Raw genomic sequence first — 17,915 nt, forward strand, 5'->3', positions numbered from 1 at the left:
TCTTTTCTCCGGATCGCAGAGCGAATAGGCTCAGTCTCCCTGTCGAAGGGCGATCACTGGCCGCTGGAAACTGGTACATGAGCAAGACCCTTCTCGAAATGCGTGGCATCACGAAGACGTTCCCGGGCGTAAAGGCGCTCGACAACGTCAACCTGAAGGTCCGCGAAGGCGAGATTCACGCCCTTGTCGGCGAAAACGGCGCCGGCAAATCCACCCTCATGAAAGTGTTGAGCGGCGTCTATCCGGCCGGCTCCTATGAGGGCGAAATCCATTTCGACGGCCAGGTCCGTCACTTCTCCACGATCTCCGACAGCGAGCATCTGGGTATCATCATCATCCACCAGGAGCTGGCGCTTGTGCCGCTCCTGTCGATTGCCGAGAACATCTTCCTCGGCAACGAGGTCGCCACCAAGGGCGTCATCGACTGGAAGCAGACCTTCCGCCGCACGCAGGAATTGCTCGACAAGGTGGGTCTGAAGGATTCGCCGGGCACGCTGATCACCGATATCGGCGTGGGCAAGCAGCAGCTGGTGGAAATCGCCAAGGCGCTGTCAAAGAAAGTGCGCCTGCTGATCCTCGACGAGCCGACCGCTTCCCTCAACGAAAAGGACTCCGACGCGCTCCTGAAGCTGCTCATGGAGTTCCGCACGCAGGGCATGACCTCGATCATCATCTCGCACAAGCTGAACGAGATCAAAAAGGTCGCCGACCAGATTACGATCCTGCGCGATGGCGGCACGGTGGAAACGCTCGACTGTCATCACGAGGATATTTCCGAAGACCGCATCATCAAGGGCATGGTCGGCCGTGAAATGGAAGATCGCTATCCGGCGCGCGAGCCCAAGATCGGCGAGACGCTGCTGGAGGTGAAGAACTGGAACGTCTTCCACCAGCACCACCGCGACCGACAGTTCCTGCATGACGTGAGCTTCACGGTGCGCGCCGGCGAGGTCGTCGGCATTGCCGGCCTGATGGGTGCCGGCCGCACCGAGACGGCAATGAGCATCTTCGGCAAGAGCTGGGGCCACAAGATCACCGGCGACGTTTCCATGCGCGGCAAGCCCGTGGATGTGAGCACGATCCCCAAGGCGATCGATGCCGGCCTTGCCTACGTGACCGAGGACCGCAAGCATCTCGGCCTCGTGCTGATTAACAACATCATGCACAACACGACGCTGTCCAATCTGGGCGGCGTGTCGTCGAACATGGTCATCAACGACCGGCAGGAAGCCAAGGTCGCCTCGGACTACCGGTCGAAGCTGCGCATCCGCTCGCATTCGATCTATCAGGAAACGGTCAATCTTTCGGGCGGCAACCAGCAGAAGGTCGTACTGTCGAAGTGGCTTTTCACCAATCCCGAGGTGCTGATCCTCGATGAACCCACGCGCGGCATCGACGTCGGTGCCAAGTTCGAAATCTACTCGATCATCAACCAGCTTGCCGCCGAGGGCAAGGGCATCCTCATGATCTCATCGGAGATGCCGGAACTGCTCGGGACCTGCGATCGCATCTATGTCATGAACGAAGGGCGCATCGTGGCCGAGCTTTCAAAGGCGGAAGCAAGCCAGGAATCCATCATGCGCGCCATCATGCGCTCCGGGGAGAAACACTGATGTCCACCGATACCGCGACCCAGAGAACCCAGCCTTCGGTGGGGGAATACCTCAAGAAGAACATCCGCGAATACGGCCTCCTGGTCGCACTCGTCGTGATCATGATCTTCTTCCAGATCCTCACCAACGGCGTTCTCTTCCGCCCCGTCAACATCACCAACTTGGTGCTGCAGAACTCGTTCATCGTCATCATGGCGTTGGGCATGCTGCTGATCATCGTGGCGGGGCATATCGACCTTTCGGTCGGCTCCATCGTCGCGTTTACCGGCGCCATGTCGGCGATCATGCTGGTGAAATGGGGTCTGCCGGCCATCGTCGTGGTGCCGCTCGCGATTCTCATGGGCGCCATCATGGGTGCAGCGCAAGGCTACTGGGTCGCCTACCAGAAGATCCCGTCCTTCATCGTGACGCTCGCCGGCATGCTGGTCTTCCGCGGCATGACCTATGTCGTGCTGTCTGGCCGCCCGGTCGGTCCCTTCCCGAAGGAATTCCAGGTTCTTTCCACGGGCTTCGTGCCGGATTTCCTGTCCATCACCGATCCCTCGACCAGCCTCATCAAGAACTATGTCGCGCTCGTCGCCGTGCTGCTGCTCGTCGGCTATGCCGTCTATGCCGGCCTGCGTGAACGCCGCCTCAATGCTGTCAACGAGACCGAGAACGAGCCCTTCGGCTTCTTCGCCGTGCAGATGGCAATCATCGGCGTGGTTGCGATCTTCATCGGCTTCCAGCTCTCGACCTATCGTGGCCTGCCGAACGTTCTCGTCATCATGGGTCTGCTGATCGCGCTCTATGCCTTCGTCACGACCCGCACGACGATCGGCCGGCGTATCTACGCCATGGGCGGCAATGAGAAGGCCGCGAAGCTTTCGGGTATCAACACCGAACGCCTGACCTTCTACACCTTCGTCAACATGGGTGCGCTCGCCGCGCTCGCCGGCATGATCATCGCCGCCCGCCTCAACTCGGCGACGCCGAAGGCCGGCGTGGGCTTCGAGCTCGACGTCATCGCGGCCTGCTTCATCGGCGGCGCCTCGGCATCCGGCGGCGTCGGCAAGATCACCGGCGCGGTGATCGGCGCCTTTATCATGGGCGTCATGAACAACGGCATGTCGATCATGGGCATCGGCATCGACTACCAGCAGCTCATCAAGGGCCTGGTGCTGCTCGCGGCCGTGTTCTTCGACGTCTACAACAAGAACAAGGGCTGACCGGGAAACCGGTCACCCACCCGATTGCAGAAGAGTTTGACCGGTCGCCGGTGCGGCCAGTGTGGTGACGTCTGTCCGCCGCAGGAGCGGAGCTTGGCCGGAAATCGGCCTCAGGAAGGAAACGGAAATGCTGATTTCGCAGGTAGCAAACGCCGACGGCTCGATCGCCGTCGTCGTGCGGGAAGAGGGCGGCAAGGGCCGCGTCGTCAACGGTGCGACAAGCGTCTATGCGCTGGCGCTGGAAGCCGCGAACAGCGGACAGTCTCTGAAGGCTGTCATCGATGCTAAGGGCCTCGGTGACGAGGTCGATCTGGAAGCGGCCTATGCAGACGGCCGGCTGCTATCGCCGATCACCCATCCGGATGCCGCGCACTTGCATCTGACAGGTACGGGCCTGACCCATCTCGGCTCGGCGGCAACGCGCGATTCCATGCACAAGAAGACTTCGGAAGCGGCTGAGGAGACACTGACGGACTCCATGAAGATGTTCCGCATGGGTCTTGAGAACGGCAAGCCGAAGCCCGGTGAAAAGGGCGTACAGCCGGAATGGTTCTATAAGGGGAACGGCTCGCAGGCCGTCGCGCCGGGTGCTGCGCTGACCTCGCCCTCCTTCGCGCTCGATGGCGGTGAAGAACCGGAAATGGCGGGCATCTATGTCATCGCGGCCGATGGTTCGCCCTTCCGCATCGGCTTTGCCGTGTCGAACGAGTTCTCCGATCATGTGACCGAGCGCATCAATTATCTCTATCTCGCCCATTCCAAGCTGCGGCAGGCGAGCTTCGGCCCGGAAATCCGGGTGGGTGCGGCACCCGATGATATCCGCGGCTTCTCGCGCATCGTGCGCGGTGGCACGGTGCTCTGGGAAAAGCCTTTCGTCTCCGGCGAGGCGAACATGTCGCATACCTTCGCCAATCTCGAGTACCACCATTTCAAATACGGCCTGTTCCGCACGCCGGGCGATATCCACGTCCACATGTTCGGCACGGCAACGCTGTCCTTCGGTGACGGCATCCGCACGGAAGAGGGCGATGTGTTCGAGATCGGCGCGGATGGTTTCGGCTTACCGCTGCGCAATCCCCTGGCAATCGCCAAGGAAGAAGAAATCGAAATCCGCCAGTTGTAAACGACGGACAGGAGGCTGAGGCCATGACCATCCACCAGAACCTGATTGCCGGCGAATGGGTCGGCTCCGATGCCATCGAGAACATCAACCCGTCGAACACAGGCGATGTGGTCGGCCGCTATGCCCGAGCCTCCGTCGAAGACACCAAAACGGCGATTGCCGCGGCCAAGGCGGCCTTCCCGGCCTGGTCGCGCTCCGGCATCCTCGAGCGCCACGCCATCCTGCGCAAGACCGCCGACGAGATTCTTGCCCGCAAGGACGAACTCGGCCGGCTGCTGTCGCGTGAAGAGGGCAAGACGCTGGCGGAGGGCATCGGCGAGACCGTGCGTGCCGGCCAGATCTTTGACTTCTTCGCAGGCGAGTGCCTGCGCCTTGCCGGCGAAGTGCTGCCCTCGGTGCGCCCGAATATCGGCGTCGAGATAACCCGCGAGCCGGTCGGCGTCGTCGGCATCATCACGCCGTGGAATTTCCCGATCGCCATTCCCGCCTGGAAGATCGCGCCGGCGCTTTGCTACGGCAACACGGTCGTCTTCAAGCCGGCGGAACTGGTGCCCGGCTGTTCCTGGGCCATCGTCGATATCCTGGTGCGCGCCGGCCTGCCGAAGGGCGTGCTGAACCTCGTCATGGGCAAGGGCTCCGTCGTCGGCCAGACCATGCTCGACAGTCCCGATGTCAACGCGGTCACTTTCACCGGCTCGACCGGCACCGGCAGGCGCGTGGCGCTCGCCTCCGTCGAGCATAATCGCAAGTATCAGCTCGAAATGGGCGGCAAGAACCCCTTCGTCGTGCTCGATGATGCGGACCTCACCGTCGCCGTCGAAGCCGCCGTCAACTCGGCCTTCTTCTCGACCGGCCAGCGCTGCACGGCCTCCTCGCGTGTCATCGTGACGGAAGGCATTCATGACCGGTTCGTTGCAGCCGTCGGCGAGCGCCTGAAGAGTGTCGTCGTCGACGACGCGCTGAAGGCTGGCACGCATATCGGCCCAGTCGTCGATCAGAGCCAGCTGAAGCAGGATACGGACTATATCGAGATCGGCCAAAAGGAAGGCGCCAAGCTCGCCTTCGGCGGCGAGCTTCTGAAGCGCGACACACCCGGCTTCTATCTGGCGCCGGCGCTCTTCACCGAGGCGACGAACGACATGCGCATCTCGCGCGAGGAAATCTTCGGTCCCGTTGCCGCGGTCATCCGTGTCAAGGATTACGAAGAGGCGCTTGCCGTCGCCAACGACACACCCTTCGGCCTCTCCTCCGGTATCGCCACCACGAGCCTCAAGCACGCGACGCATTTCAAGCGCAATGCGGAGGCCGGCATGGTGATGGTCAACCTGCCGACGGCGGGCGTCGATTTCCACGTGCCCTTCGGCGGGCGCAAGGGCTCCTCGCACGGCTCGCGCGAGCAGGGCAAATACGCCAACGAATTCTACACAACCGTCAAGACCGCCTACACCCTGGCGTGAGACAAAGGCCGCCCGGTCTTGCGGGTGGTCCCTTCGAGGACTGGAAAGATGACGAAGAAAGCGGAATGGCCGCGCAGGCTCAGATCACAGGAATGGTACGGCGGCACCAGCCGTGACGTGATCTATCACCGTGGCTGGATGAAGAACCAGGGCTACCCGCACGACCTGTTCGACGGGCGCCCTGTTATCGGCATCCTCAATACCTGGTCGGACATGACGCCGTGCAACGGCCATCTGCGCGAGCTGGCCGAAAAGGTGAAGGCCGGCATCTGGGAGGCCGGCGGCTTCCCGATGGAAGTGCCCGTCTTCTCGGCCTCGGAAAACACCTTCCGCCCGACCGCGATGATGTACCGGAACCTTGCGGCGCTCGCGATCGAGGAAACCATTCGCGGCCAGCCGATGGATGGCTGCGTGCTGATGGTCGGCTGCGACAAGACCACGCCGTCGCTGATCATGGCGGCCGCCTCCGTCGATCTGCCGTCGATCGTCGTCACCGGCGGCCCGATGCTGAACGGTTATTTCCGCGGCGAGCGCGTCGGTTCCGGCACGCATCTGTGGAAGTTCTCCGAGATGGTGAAGGCCGGCGAGATGACGCAGGAAGAGTTCCTCGAGGCCGAGGCGTCAATGAGCCGCTCCTCCGGCACCTGCAACACGATGGGCACGGCCTCCACCATGGCCTCCATGGCCGAAGCGCTGGGCATGGCGCTCTCGGGCAACGCCGCCATTCCCGGCGTCGACAGCCGCCGCAAGGTGATGGCGCAGCTGACCGGCCGCCGCATCGTGCAGATGGTCAAGGACGACCTGAAGCCCTCCGACATCATGACGAAGCAGGCCTTCGAGAACGCCATCCGCACCAATGCGGCCATCGGCGGTTCGACCAATGCCGTCATCCATCTGCTGGCCATGGCCGGCCGCGTCGGCATCGACCTGACGCTGGACGATTGGGACCGCTGTGGCCGCGACGTGCCGACCATCGTCAACCTCATGCCGTCGGGCAAATACCTGATGGAAGAGTTCTTCTATGCAGGCGGTCTGCCTGTCGTGCTGAAGCGCCTCGGCGAAGCGGGCCTCCTGCACAAGGATGCCATCACCGTCTCGGGTGAGACTGTCTGGAACGAGGTGAAGGACGTCGTCAACTGGAACGAGGACGTCATCCTGCCGGCCGAAAAAGCGCTGACGCAGTCGGGCGGCATCGTCGTCGTGCGTGGCAACCTCGCGCCGAAAGGTGCGGTGTTGAAGCCGTCCGCCGCTTCGCCGCATCTCCTGACGCATCGCGGCCGCGCCGTTGTGTTCGAGGATATCGACGACTACAAGGCCAAGATCAACGACGACGCTCTCGACATTGACGAGACCTGCGTCATGGTCATGAAGAACTGTGGTCCGAAGGGCTATCCCGGCATGGCCGAGGTCGGCAATATGGGGCTTCCTCCGAAGGTGCTGAAGAAGGGCATCACCGACATGGTGCGTATCTCGGATGCCCGCATGTCCGGCACCGCCTATGGCACCGTCGTGCTGCACACCTCGCCGGAAGCCGCCGTCGGCGGTCCGCTTGCGGTGGTGAAGAACGGCGACATGATCGAGCTCGACGTGCCGAACCGCCGCCTGCATCTCGATATTTCCGATGAAGAGCTGGCAAGCCGTCTTGCGGAATGGAAGCCGCACCACGAGCTGCCGACGTCGGGATATGCCTGGCTGCACCAGCAGCACGTCCAGGGTGCCGATACCGGCGCCGACCTCGACTTCCTCAAGGGCTGCCGCGGCAACGCGGTCGGCAAGGACAGCCACTGAGTTCTACGGGCGCGGCTTCAAGGCCGCGCCCGTTTTGTATCGTTTCGATACGAATTGCGGCCTGCCGCACGCCGAATGCAACCTTTCCTTTTCCCTGGTCTCCACCAGTCGCGTTAGGCGAGGAACCGGCGATGGGTCGCTCCCCTTCCTCCTTCGATACCGGTCCACTCCCGGATCGGTCGCTGAAATGGGAGGTTTCCATGTTCGGAACATCAAACGGAGTGTCGATCCCCACGCTTTCCATGGCCGTGCTCGCCGCGGTGGTTCTCGCTGTGCCGGTCCATGCGGCTGATCGCGGCAAAAAGGGCGGCGGACTTGGTGTCGGCGTCGGTGTCAGCATCGGCGGCGCCAAGGCCGGCGTGGGCGCCAATGTCGGCGGTTCACGAGGTCTTGCCAATATTGGCGCCCGCACAAGCGTCGGCGGCAAGAATGGCGTGAATGCCGGCGTCGGCGCGAATGTCGGCGGCTCGAAGGGTGTGGCCAATGCCGGTGTCGGCGCATCGGTGGGTGGACGCAATGGCGTAAATGCGGGCGTAGGCGCCACGGTTGGCGGCTCGAAAGGTCTGGCGAATGCCAATGTCGGGGCCTCGGTCGGCGGCCGCAACGGCGTGAATGCCGGCGTCAACGCCAATGTTGGAGGTTCCAGTGGCCTTCTAGACGCCAACGCACGGGCGACAGTCGGCGGTTCGAGCGGCCTCGGCGTCGGTGTCGGCGCCAATGTCGGCGGCCGCGGATTGCTCGATGCAGATGTCGATATCAGTCTTGGGGGAGACGACGAAAGCGTGACACCCACCACGCCCGTCGACCGCGGCAAACCCGGTGATGGCCGTCCCACTCCCGGCAAGGATCGGGATCGCGCGATCGTTGCTGACTTTGCCCAGCTGTCGCCAAGCGATAAGCAGCAGATGCTCAAGCGCTGCCGCGGCGTCAACAGCGGCGGTTATGATGCGGCGCTGGTCAAACTCTGCCGCCTGCTGGAAACGGCATCGCGCTAGGACTTGCAACGACGGTGGCCGTTCGCGGCCGCCGTCAGCTCTGACTTTGCGACTGGCTCTGGCCCGCCGCTTCCACCGTGATGGCGACGCTCATCGTCTCCGAGGCGCTGCCCACAACCATGCCCGAGATTGGTGCGGCATCCGTGTAGTCCAGACCGCTCGAGAGGCGGACATAGCGTGCGTCTGGGCAAATCTTGTTGGCGGCGTCGAAGCCAACCCAGCCGAGACCCTGCAGGTGCACCTCCGCCCAGGCATGGCTTGCCGTCTGCTCCGGCTCCTCCATCAGCAGGTAGCCCGAGACGTAGCGCGCGGGAATGCCGAGATGACGGGCGGCGGCGAGGAAGATATGGGCGTGGTCCTGACAGACGCCCTGCTTCTGCTCCAACGCCTGTTCGGCCGTCGTATCGGCGGCCGTTTCGCCCGGCTTGTATTCGACGCCCGTATGGATGGCGGCCATGATGGCGTGCATGCGCGCCAGTTCGTTGTCGCCCGTCGCGGCCGTAGCGAGCGCGCGGATGAGCTTACCGGGCTTGGTCAGCGGCGTCTCGCGCAGATAGAGCCACAGCGGCACGAAGCCCTGATGTGGGCCGAAGACGCCGGCCCGGTCCTCCGTGTCCACCTCGCCCTCGGCGACGATGCGGATCGTCACCTGCTCGGCATTGGTGCTGACGAGATCGACATGGTTGCCGAAGTGATCGATGTAGCCGGCCTCGACGCGCGCGCCGTGCACGGTGGTCGCCCACGCGCGCACGATCTGGCCCGGCTGCGTCTTCGGCGTCAGCCGCAGGCGCTGCAGCGAATACTGCACCGGGTCGTCATAGGTATATTCCGTCGTATGGCTGATCTTCAGTCGCATCGTTTGCCCCCCGCTCTCAACGATAGAAGCGGTAGCCGTCGGAGATCTCTTCCCCGAGGCGGTTGTTGTGCACGATGAACTCCTCGATGAATTCGTGGAGCCCCTGTTCCATGATGTCGTCGATGTTGCGGCTGCGCAGCAGCATCAACGTCGCGGAAGCCGTCTCGTGTGCCGCATGGTTGTCGCCGTAGAGTTTGGCGAGGTAACCGAGATTGCTGACGAGCTTGTCGTAGCTATAGGCCAGCGAGCGCGGCATGCGGTCGTTGAGGATCAGGAAGTCCGAAATGTTGGTCGAGGAATAATCGCCGTCATAGACCCAGCTGTAGGAGCGATGCGCCGAGACCGAGCGCAGGATCGATTCCCATTGCATGTTGTCGAGCGACGAGCCGACCTTGGCGATGGCCGGCAGCAGCACGTAATACTTCACGTCGAGGATACGGGCGGTGTTGTCCGCCCGCTCGATGAAGGTGCCGATGCGCGAGAAGTTGTAGATGTCGTCGCGCAGCATGGTGCCGTGGAAGGCGCCGCGGATGAGGGCGGTGCAGCGCTTGATCGTACCGATCACCTCCGGCATGTCGGCGGGCTTCACGCGTTTGGAGAGCGCAATCTTAAGCTCGATCCAGCACTCGTTGGTCGCCTCCCAGGTCTCGCGCGTCAATGCGGTACGCACCATGCGCGCATTGTTGCGGGCGGATTCGATGCAGGACATCACGCTTGACGGGTTGGCAGGATCGCGCAGCAGGTAGTCGATGGCGTCCGCACTCGTCAGCTTGCCGTGCACGTTGTCGAAATCCTCGCGCACGCCGGCACTTTGCAGTACGCCGTCCCAGTCCTCGTCCGACGAGCCGGAGCGTGTCAGCGCCATGCGCAGGCCCGCATCGATGAGACGGGCGATGTTTTCAGCGCGCTCGATATAGCGGAACATCCAGTAGAGGCCGTTTGCAGTTCTTCCCAGCATAGGCATCAGTCCTCCAGTACCCAGGTGTCCTTCGTGCCGCCGCCCTGGCTGGAGTTGACCACCAGCGAGCCTTCCTTCAGCGCCACGCGGGTCAGCCCGCCGGGAATGATCTGCACCTTGTCGGAAACGAGCACATAGGGCCGCAAATCCACGTGCCGGGGCGCAATGCCCTTGTTGACGAGGATCGGCACCGTGGAAAGCGACAGCGTCGGCTGCGCGATGTAGTTCGACGGCCGGGCCTTCAGCTTTTCGGCGAAGGCCGCGCATTCCTTCTTCGAGGCGGTCGGGCCGACGAGCATGCCGTAGCCGCCCGAGCCGTGCACTTCCTTCACCACCAGTTCCTCGAGATGGTCGAGCACGTATTTGAGGCTGTCCTCCTCCGAGCAGCGCCAGGTCGGTACGTTTTCAAGGATCGCCTTGCGGCCGGTATAGAACTCGACGATCTCGGGCATGTAGGAATAGATCGCCTTGTCGTCGCAGATGCCGGTGCCCGGCGCATTGGCAATCGTGATGTTGCCGGCCTTGTAGACATCCATGATGCCGGGGATGCCGAGCGCCGAATCCGGCCGGAAGGTGAGGGGATCGAGGAAATCGTCGTCGACGCGGCGGTAGAGCACGTCGATCGCTTCATAACCGCGGGTCGTGCGCATCTTCACCTTGCCGTCGACGACGCGCAGATCCGAGCCCTCGACCAGTTCCACGCCCATCATGTCGGCGAGGAAGGAATGTTCGTAATAGGCGGAATTGAAGATGCCCGGGGTCAGCACGGCAATGCGCGGCTTGCCGGAACAGCCGGGGGGTGCAAGCGACGCAAGGCTCTGCCGCAGGGTCTTCGGATAGTCTTCGACCGGGCGCACCTTGTTGAGGTGGAACAGCTCCGGGAACATCTGCATCATGGTTTCGCGGTTTTCCAGCATGTAGCTGACGCCGGAAGGCGTGCGGGCATTGTCTTCCAGCACGTAGAACTGGTCTTCGCCCGTGCGCACGATATCGGTGCCGACGATGTGGGTATAGACGCCGCCCGGCGGCTTGAAGCCGATCATCTGCGGCAGGAAGGCGACATTGCGCTCGATCAGTTCGCGCGGCACGCGGCCGGCCTTGATGATTTCCTGCTTGTGGTAGATGTCATCGAGAAAGGCGTTGAGGGCGATGACCCGCTGTTCGATGCCCTGGGCGAGCTTGCGCCACTCTCTGCCGGAAATGATGCGTGGGATGATGTCGAAGGGGATGAGCTTTTCGGAGCTGTCTTCGTGTCCGTAGACCGCGAAGGTGATGCCGGTTTTTCGAAAGAGGTTCTCGGCGTCTCTTGATTTGGCGATCAGGCGAGCCCGATCCTGTCCTTCGTACCAGTCGTGATACTTGTCATAGGGTTGCCGCGGGTTTGAGTCCGCGTTCATCATTTCATCAAATGCCAAAGGCGTGTTCCCCATTTTTCGCCATTTGAGTACAACATAAGAGGCAATGCAAGAACCATGCTCAATGAGAGGAAAAGAATTCTCATACCGCTTTGGGCGCGTTTAAACCGGCCATGGCGACGGTTTTTCCTGGTGGCTGCATGACGGTTGAAGAGGTTCGTGCCGAAATGATGGGCAGATGCCGAAAGCATCGTCGCACACGCCTCTCGCTGAACCTAATCATCAAGGAAATTCCTTTGACCATCACGGGGGTAGCGCCTATCGCTCGCGCACGTTTGTCCTGATGCCGGAAATCCCATGTCCCTCGATCGCCTGGCCCCGGCCATCTTCGTCCTGCTCTGGTCGACCGGTTGGGTCGTGGCCAAATATGCCACCTTCGTTTCCGAGCCGCTGACATTCCTGAGCATCCGCTACCTGACCGCCGCAATCCTGTTTGCCGGCTTCTGCCTTGTCTCCGGTACCGCCTGGCCGCGCGACCGGCGCACCATCGTGCACGCCGTCGTCTCCGGCGCTTTCCTGCATGGCATCTATCTCGGCGCGGTCTGGTGGGCGATCGGGCAGGGCGTGCCGGCGGCACTCTCCTCAATCATCGCCGCGCTCCAGCCGCTGATGACGGCGCTTGCCGCCCCCTTCTTCATTGGCGAGCGGCTCAGCGGCACGCAGAAGATGGGTCTCGGCCTCGGCTTCCTCGGCGTGCTGCTTGCCGTCTTGCCGAAATTCTTCGGCCACGGTGCTGCGGAAATTCCAGCCTTCGCTATCGTCATCAACATGCTCGGCATGGCCGCCGTTACCTATGGCACGATCTACCAGAAACAATATCTGCCGACCGGCGACATCCGCGCCATCGCGACCCTGCAATATGTCGGCGCGCTGATCGTCACCTTCCCCTTCGCCGTTGGGCTGGAGAGCCTGCATGTCGATTTCGGTCTGACCTTCGTGGCGCTGCTCGCCTGGGCCGTGCTCGGCATTTCGATGGGCGCGATCCTGCTGCTGCTCTATCTGCTGCGCCGGGGCCAGGTCTCTCGCGCGGCGTCGCTGATCTATCTGGTGCCGCCGATCGCGGCCGTGCAGGCGGCCGTCATCTTCGGCGAGGAACTGACGATCCCGATGATCCTGGGCACCACGATTTCGGTGGTCGGGGTCTATCTCACCAATCGCAAAGCGGCCTGAACAAACAAAAACGGCGGGCCGAAGCCCGCCGTTTCTCATTCTATGTCGATCCGCTTACGCCTGTTCGCGACGCTGGCCTTCCGGCCGGCGCGGCTTGCCGTGGCTCTGCGGGCGGCCCTGGCCGTTGCCGCCGCCGTGGTTGCGGTTCTGGCGCTCGCCCTGCTTCTGGGCGGGACGGCCGCCATGGGCGCGCTTGCCGGCTGCGGGTGCGCCACCTTCGGAGGCTGCCTGCGAACCTTCGCCGAACGGCTTGCGCGGCGGGCGCTGACCGGCGCGGCCCTGGCTGGCGCGATGGCCGCTGCCGCTGCGCGGCTTGCGCGACTTGCCGCCGGGGCCGGCCGTGATGACCGCAGGCGCTTCGCCGCTGGCGACGGTGATCTGGATGCCCATCAGCTTCTCGATGTCGCGCAGCAGGTGCGCTTCGTCCGGCGTGCAGAAGGCGATCGCGATGCCGTCCCGGCCGTTGCGGGCCGTGCGGCCGATACGGTGGACATAGGCGTCCGCCACTTCCGGCAGGTCGTAATTGTAAACGTGGGTGACGCCGGGAATGTCGATGCCACGGGCAGCGACGTCGGTGGCGACGAGCACGCGGATTTCGCCGTCACGGAAGGCCTTCAGCGCGCGTTCGCGCTGGCCCTGGCTCTTGTTGCCGTGGATCGAGGCAGCCTTGAAGCCGATATGCTCGAGATGCTTCATCAGCTTCTCGGCGCCATGCTTGGTGCGCGAGAAGACGAGCGACAGTCCGTCCGGATTGTCTGACAGCGTCTTGCGCAGGATCTGCGCCTTCTGGTCCTTGCCGGGAACGTGGTGGACATACTGCTCCACCTTGTCGGCAGCTTTGCCCGGAGGCGTCACTTCGACCTTCTTCGGGTTGACGAGATATTCGCCGGCCAGTTCGCCGATCAGCTTCGGCATGGTGGCCGAGAAGAGCAGCGTCTGGCGGTTCTTCGGCACCATCTTAGAAATCTTGCGCAGATCGTGAATGAAGCCGAGGTCGAGCATCTGGTCGGCTTCGTCGAGCACGAGGTAGCGGGCCTGCGTCAGCGTCACGGCTTTGCGGGCAACGAGATCGAGCAGGCGGCCGGGGGTCGCGACGAGGATGTCGGTGCCGCGCGACAGCATTTCGGACTGCTTGTTGATGGAGGCACCGCCAACGACGGTGACGACGCGCAGCGGGGTCTTCTTGACGAAGTCGCGCAGGTTGTCGGCGATCTGGTTCACCAGTTCGCGGGTGGGTGCGAGGATGAGAGCGCGGATGTTGCGTGGGTCGGGACGGCGCGCGTCGGCGAGCAGCTTTTCGATCATCGGCAGGCCGAAAGCGGCCGTCTTGCCGGTGCCGGTCTGGGCAAGGCCGATCAGGTCGGAGCCTTCCATGACGAGCGGAATGGCCTTTTCCTGGATCGGGGTCGCTTTTTCAAAGCCGAGCGTGGAGAGGGTAGCGACAATGGTCTGCGAGAGGCCGAGGTCGTGAAAAGTGGTCAAGTCAAATACCTTTCGGGGCGCCAAACAGGTATCGCCGGAACGCACCATGCGCTTCCGGTTTCGTCTGGCGTCAAGAACCCCGCGTGAATTGGGAACTTGTGGGTTGGTTGGCAGTCGTCTGCGCAGTCATCCGCAAAATGGGAGGCGGATCGTCTCTTGCGCTTGTCCTTCTTGGCATCCCGTACAGGGAAATCGCTGGCTCGCTCACGCGGCGGCCGAAGGGCGACGCTGCGGCTCATGTCGTTGTTTTGCGCCAAAAAGTCAAGTGCTACTTTCGCAGGTGCAAAAAGGGGATCCCTCAATCCATGCGCAGATCGAAGTCGGCGGAGGCCGAAACCGTACCGTTGATGAGGATGTCGATGCGGTGCCGGCCGGGATAATAGACGCGCGTAGTGATCGCCCGGATGGCATGGTCCTTGTCGATCGACTGGCGCCCGCCCGCCGGCAGGTCCAGCGTCTTCCACTTGAACACTTTCGGCGCCAGCGTGCCGTTCGCCTTCACATGATGGATCGCGTAGTCGATCATCAGTCGCTGCGGTTCGGCATCTCCGTTGCTGACGGTGATGGAAAAGCTCAGCTTGTCGCCGAAGGTGACGACGGGTGTTGCGACCGTCAGGCTGGCAGCAATGCCGCGCGCTGCGGCAAAGCCGAAATTGGCGAGCGCCTTGGCGTCACCCTTCTTGAGCAGCGTGCGCGAAGCATGGCGCAGCAACTGGCGCCGCTCGTTTGAGGCGCCGTCGATATGACGCTCGACGAAATCGGCGACGAGGGCAGGGTGGTCCTTGGCGATATCGTTGAGGCTGTTGGCGACGGAACGACGGACATAGTCCTCGGGGTCGTCGAGAAGCGCGACGAGGATCGGCAGGATGGGTGCGGGCGCTTTCACCAAGGCCGGCAGGCGCATTGCCCAGGGTAGACGCGGGCGGGTGCCTTCGGAGGCGAGGCGGCGGACATGGTGGTTGGCGTCCGCCACCCAGCCGGAGATTTCGTCGAGCGCCCGGTCCTGCTCCGCATTGATGAAGCGGCGAATGCCGAATTCTGCGGTGAAATGCGGTGTCAGTGCCTTGAGGAGGGCGAGTGACACGTCGAAATGGCCAAGGCCGTGTTCGGAGACGAACTGGTTGATCGGCAGCAGCGCCCAGCCGGAAAGGCCCGGTTTGTCGCGCTCGGGCAAGGCCTTGCGCAGGATATCCGCGGCAGCGGCATAATCGGCGGGGAGCGTCTGCGTCAGCGCATCCTTGATCCGCTCGGCGCGCTGCATCAGTTCCAGCGTGTCCATGCCGTTGGTCGCCAGCGCCGTGAAGCGATCCGCGTCGAAATCGGGTGCGACGCAGAAGATATGGTCGGCCATGTCCGTCACCAGTCCGGGATGCAGCAGGTTTTTCAACGGTTCGGCCATGAGGATCCCCTGTCGTCGGCGGTACCCTAGCGGGCCGCGTCGGCCGGCGCATAGGGGCGCAAGATGCTTTCCAACAGCTTCGTGATCATCGCCACCCGGAACATGCCGGAAGGCGTTGCGTTGGTTCACTGCGCATCCGGCCACAATCCTGTTGGATGCTCTCAACGGCAGAACAGCTGCCAGTCCACAAACTCGCTACGGGAGTGAAACATGACCGCTACGACTTGGATTCTCGCCGCCGACGGCAACCAGGCCCGTCTCTTGAAGGGGGTGAACCTGCTGAAGGACGAACAGCAGAGCCCGGAGCAGGAAGTCTTTCGCTGGGAGCCGAAGAGGGCGCAGGACATCATGGCCGACAAGCCCGGCCGCAGCCATTCCTCCGTCGGCCATGGCCGTTCCGCCATGGAATATTCGAGCGATCCGGTGCGGGAGGAGCAGCAAAAATTCACCGCCGAAGTCGCCGGCCTGATCGACGGTTACGCCGCCGAAGGCGCCTTCGACAGGCTGGTCGTCTGCGCCGCTCCCCAGACGCTCGGCGACCTGCGCAACAAGCTCTCCGACAAATCCCGCACACTGACCATGGCCGAGATCGACAAGAACTTTTCGAACTTGCCGACGGACAAGCTGATCTCGTCCGTCCGCTCAATCATGTTCGACGCCTGACCCTTTTCAGAAGTCGGTTGGAACGCCGCCCTCTTCCTTGCGCTTTGCGACGAACGCATCCAGTTCGTCCTCGATCGCAGGGTCGAGCGGCGGCTTTTCGTAGGTGTTGAGCTTTTCTTTGAAGACCCGGTTGGCGTGGTCGTAGGTCGTCGGCCGGCCGGCTTCCGTCCAGGTCTCGAAATTGCGCCAGTCCGACAGGATCGGCGAATAGAAGGCCGTCTCGTAGCGCGCCAGCGTGTGCGGCGTGCCGAAGAAATGGCCGCCGGGGCCGACGTCGCGCACGGCGTCGAGGCCAAGCGCATCAGGGCTGACATCGAGCGGCGTCAGGTATTCCGCCACCATCTGCAGCATGTCGACGTCGAGGATGAACTTCTCGAAGGATGCCGTCAGGCCGCCCTCGCTCCAGCCGGCCGAATGCATGATGAAATTGCCGCCGCCCTGCGTCAGCGCCCAGAGCGAGAAGGCCGATTCATAGGCGGCCTGCGCATCCAGCGTGTTGGAGGCGTTGGTGTTGGAGGTGCGGTAGGGGATGTTGTATTTGCGGGCGAGCTGGCCGCCGGCAATCACCGCCTTCATATATTCCGGTGTGCCAAAGGCCGGTGCGCCCGTCTTCATATCGACGTTGGAAGTGAAGCCGCCATACATGACCGGCGCGCCGCGCCGCACCATCTGCGTGAAGGCGATGCCGGCCAGTGCTTCCGCATTCTGTTGCACGACGGCGCCTGCGATCGTCACCGGCGCCATGGCGCCGGCCAGGGTGAAGGGGGTCACGACGACGACCTGATTGCGCGAGGACATCTCGATGATGCCTTGCAGCATCGGCCCGTCGAGACGCAGCGGCGAAGACGTGTTGATGATGGTGAAGAGTGAGGGCTCGCGCTCCATCTGTTCCATGGGAATGCCGCGGCCGATGCGGGCGATCTCGATGCCGTCGAGGTTGCGCTGCTTGCCCAGCGAGTAGACGTGGAACGCCTTGTCCGTCAGTTTCACCATATCCGACAGGCAATCGAGATGGCGGATGGACGCGTGGATATCGATCGGCTCGACCGGATAGCCGCCCGTCGTGTGGATGATGTCGTAGGACTGCGCCAGCTTCACCAGCTTGCGGAAATCCTCCTGGTTGCCGGCGCGCCGGCCGCCGTCGCGGTCGGCCACGAAGGGCGCGGAGGCGATCTGCGCGAAGACGAGGTTGTTGCCGCCGATCTCGACATTACGCATCGGATTGCGGGCATGGAGTGTGAAGGCCGATGGCACCGAAGCCATCATGTCCATGATGAGGCCACGGTCGAAGCGCACGCGGTCCGTACCCGGCGTCACGTCGGCGCCGGCCGCCTTCATGCGCTCGCGCGCTTCCGGCAGGATGACGTCCATGCCGATCTCTTCGAGGATCGTCAGCGAGGCATGATGGATCGCCTCCAGCGCGTCTTCCGAAAGTACGGTGGACTTGGCCGTGGTGTTGACGAGATTGAGGTATTTCGAGGTGGCCGGTGCGCGCCGCGTGCGCTCTGCACCCCGCCCGCCGCCGCGTCGGCGACGCTCGACGGGCGCGTCGTCGGCCTCCGGTTGTTCGAGGTGATTTTCGAGTTTGATCACGTCACCCATGCAGCACAGCCCCGGTCTGGTTTGCCTCTTTTTGTTGTCGCATATCCTGCGACGCGATGGCCCGTCATTTGCGACAGGGAAATGCCGCCGTGGATAAGGGTCGCCTTCGGCAACGATCGGTTAACCATCCGTTCAAGGATTGGTGATACTCCGCAAGGGGTACAAATCTCTCTTCCGTCCCGCTTC

At 62.9% G+C, this 17,915-nt stretch carries 14 protein-coding genes; 8 read left to right on the forward strand and 6 right to left on the reverse strand.

The features are described from left to right. Nucleotides 1-77: 77 nt before the first annotated feature. The 6 genes from mmsA to AC27VQ_RS08965 all read left to right on the forward strand — a co-directional run bounded on the left by mmsA (nucleotide 78) and on the right by AC27VQ_RS08965 (nucleotide 8,184). A complete protein-coding gene (gene mmsA / locus AC27VQ_RS08940; RefSeq protein WP_313524515.1) occupies nucleotides 78-1,613 on the forward strand; it encodes a multiple monosaccharide ABC transporter ATP-binding protein in 1,536 nt (511 codons plus the stop codon). Further along, nucleotides 1,613-2,821 carry a multiple monosaccharide ABC transporter permease gene (gene mmsB, locus AC27VQ_RS08945; protein ID WP_488716000.1) on the forward strand — a complete coding sequence of 403 codons (1,209 nt, stop codon included), beginning with the start codon at nucleotides 1,613-1,615 and terminating at the stop codon, nucleotides 2,819-2,821. Before mmsA ends, mmsB begins: the two co-directional genes overlap by 1 nt. A 127-nt stretch (nucleotides 2,822-2,948) precedes the next feature. Next, nucleotides 2,949-3,944 (forward strand): AraD1 family protein, encoded by a 996-nt coding sequence (gene araD1, locus AC27VQ_RS08950; RefSeq protein ID WP_488716001.1) that lies wholly within the window; start codon nucleotides 2,949-2,951, stop codon nucleotides 3,942-3,944. 23 nt (nucleotides 3,945-3,967) lie between these two features. Continuing rightward, on the forward strand, nucleotides 3,968-5,401 hold the full coding sequence (locus tag AC27VQ_RS08955; RefSeq protein ID WP_488716002.1) for an aldehyde dehydrogenase family protein: 1,434 nt from the start codon (nucleotides 3,968-3,970) through the stop codon (nucleotides 5,399-5,401). Between the two features lie 48 nt (nucleotides 5,402-5,449). Further along, nucleotides 5,450-7,189 (forward strand): L-arabinonate dehydratase, encoded by a 1,740-nt coding sequence (araD, locus tag AC27VQ_RS08960; protein ID WP_488716003.1) that lies wholly within the window; start codon nucleotides 5,450-5,452, stop codon nucleotides 7,187-7,189. Nucleotides 7,190-7,389: 200 nt separating this feature from the next. Continuing rightward, nucleotides 7,390-8,184 carry a hypothetical protein gene (locus AC27VQ_RS08965; RefSeq protein WP_488716004.1) on the forward strand — a complete coding sequence of 265 codons (795 nt, stop codon included), beginning with the start codon at nucleotides 7,390-7,392 and terminating at the stop codon, nucleotides 8,182-8,184. A gap of 34 nt (nucleotides 8,185-8,218) precedes the next feature. Here AC27VQ_RS08965 and AC27VQ_RS08970 read toward each other — a convergent pair whose 3' ends face one another. The 3 genes from AC27VQ_RS08970 to AC27VQ_RS08980 are packed head-to-tail and all read right to left on the reverse strand — an operon-like array spanning nucleotide 8,219 to nucleotide 11,413. Then, nucleotides 8,219-9,040, reverse strand: coding sequence for a transglutaminase family protein (locus AC27VQ_RS08970; protein ID WP_488716005.1), 822 nt, complete (start codon nucleotides 9,038-9,040; stop codon nucleotides 8,219-8,221). 16 nt (nucleotides 9,041-9,056) lie between these two features. Further along, the gene (locus tag AC27VQ_RS08975) at nucleotides 9,057-9,998 is read right to left on the reverse strand and encodes an alpha-E domain-containing protein (RefSeq protein WP_488716006.1); all 942 of its coding nucleotides are present in this window, start codon (nucleotides 9,996-9,998) and stop codon (nucleotides 9,057-9,059) included. Nucleotides 9,999-10,003: 5 nt separating this feature from the next. Beyond that, entirely contained in the window at nucleotides 10,004-11,413 is a 1,410-nt protein-coding gene (locus tag AC27VQ_RS08980) for a circularly permuted type 2 ATP-grasp protein (RefSeq protein ID WP_313524539.1), read from the reverse strand. A 297-nt stretch (nucleotides 11,414-11,710) separates the two neighbouring features. Between AC27VQ_RS08980 and AC27VQ_RS08985 the strand changes: the two genes are divergently transcribed. Further along, entirely contained in the window at nucleotides 11,711-12,583 is an 873-nt protein-coding gene (locus AC27VQ_RS08985) for a DMT family transporter (protein ID WP_313524542.1), read from the forward strand. A gap of 54 nt (nucleotides 12,584-12,637) precedes the next feature. Here the strand turns inward: AC27VQ_RS08985 and AC27VQ_RS08990 are convergent, their stop codons facing one another. Both AC27VQ_RS08990 and AC27VQ_RS08995 read right to left on the reverse strand, forming a co-directional pair. After that, nucleotides 12,638-14,065: a DEAD/DEAH box helicase gene (locus tag AC27VQ_RS08990; protein ID WP_488716007.1), complete on the reverse strand. Its 1,428-nt coding sequence runs from the start codon at nucleotides 14,063-14,065 to the stop codon at nucleotides 12,638-12,640. Between the two features lie 298 nt (nucleotides 14,066-14,363). Beyond that, nucleotides 14,364-15,464 (reverse strand): DNA alkylation repair protein, encoded by a 1,101-nt coding sequence (locus AC27VQ_RS08995; RefSeq protein WP_488716008.1) that lies wholly within the window; start codon nucleotides 15,462-15,464, stop codon nucleotides 14,364-14,366. 210 nt (nucleotides 15,465-15,674) lie between these two features. On the opposite strand from AC27VQ_RS08995, the gene AC27VQ_RS09000 reads away from it, so the two are divergent. After that, on the forward strand, nucleotides 15,675-16,127 hold the full coding sequence (locus tag AC27VQ_RS09000) for a host attachment protein (protein ID WP_313528001.1): 453 nt from the start codon (nucleotides 15,675-15,677) through the stop codon (nucleotides 16,125-16,127). Between the two features lie 6 nt (nucleotides 16,128-16,133). Here AC27VQ_RS09000 and AC27VQ_RS09005 read toward each other — a convergent pair whose 3' ends face one another. Further along, nucleotides 16,134-17,729: a trimethylamine methyltransferase family protein gene (locus AC27VQ_RS09005; RefSeq protein WP_488716009.1), complete on the reverse strand. Its 1,596-nt coding sequence runs from the start codon at nucleotides 17,727-17,729 to the stop codon at nucleotides 16,134-16,136. Nucleotides 17,730-17,915 lie beyond the last annotated feature (186 nt).

The organism is Shinella sp. 20P9.1.1, from assembly GCF_057798995.1.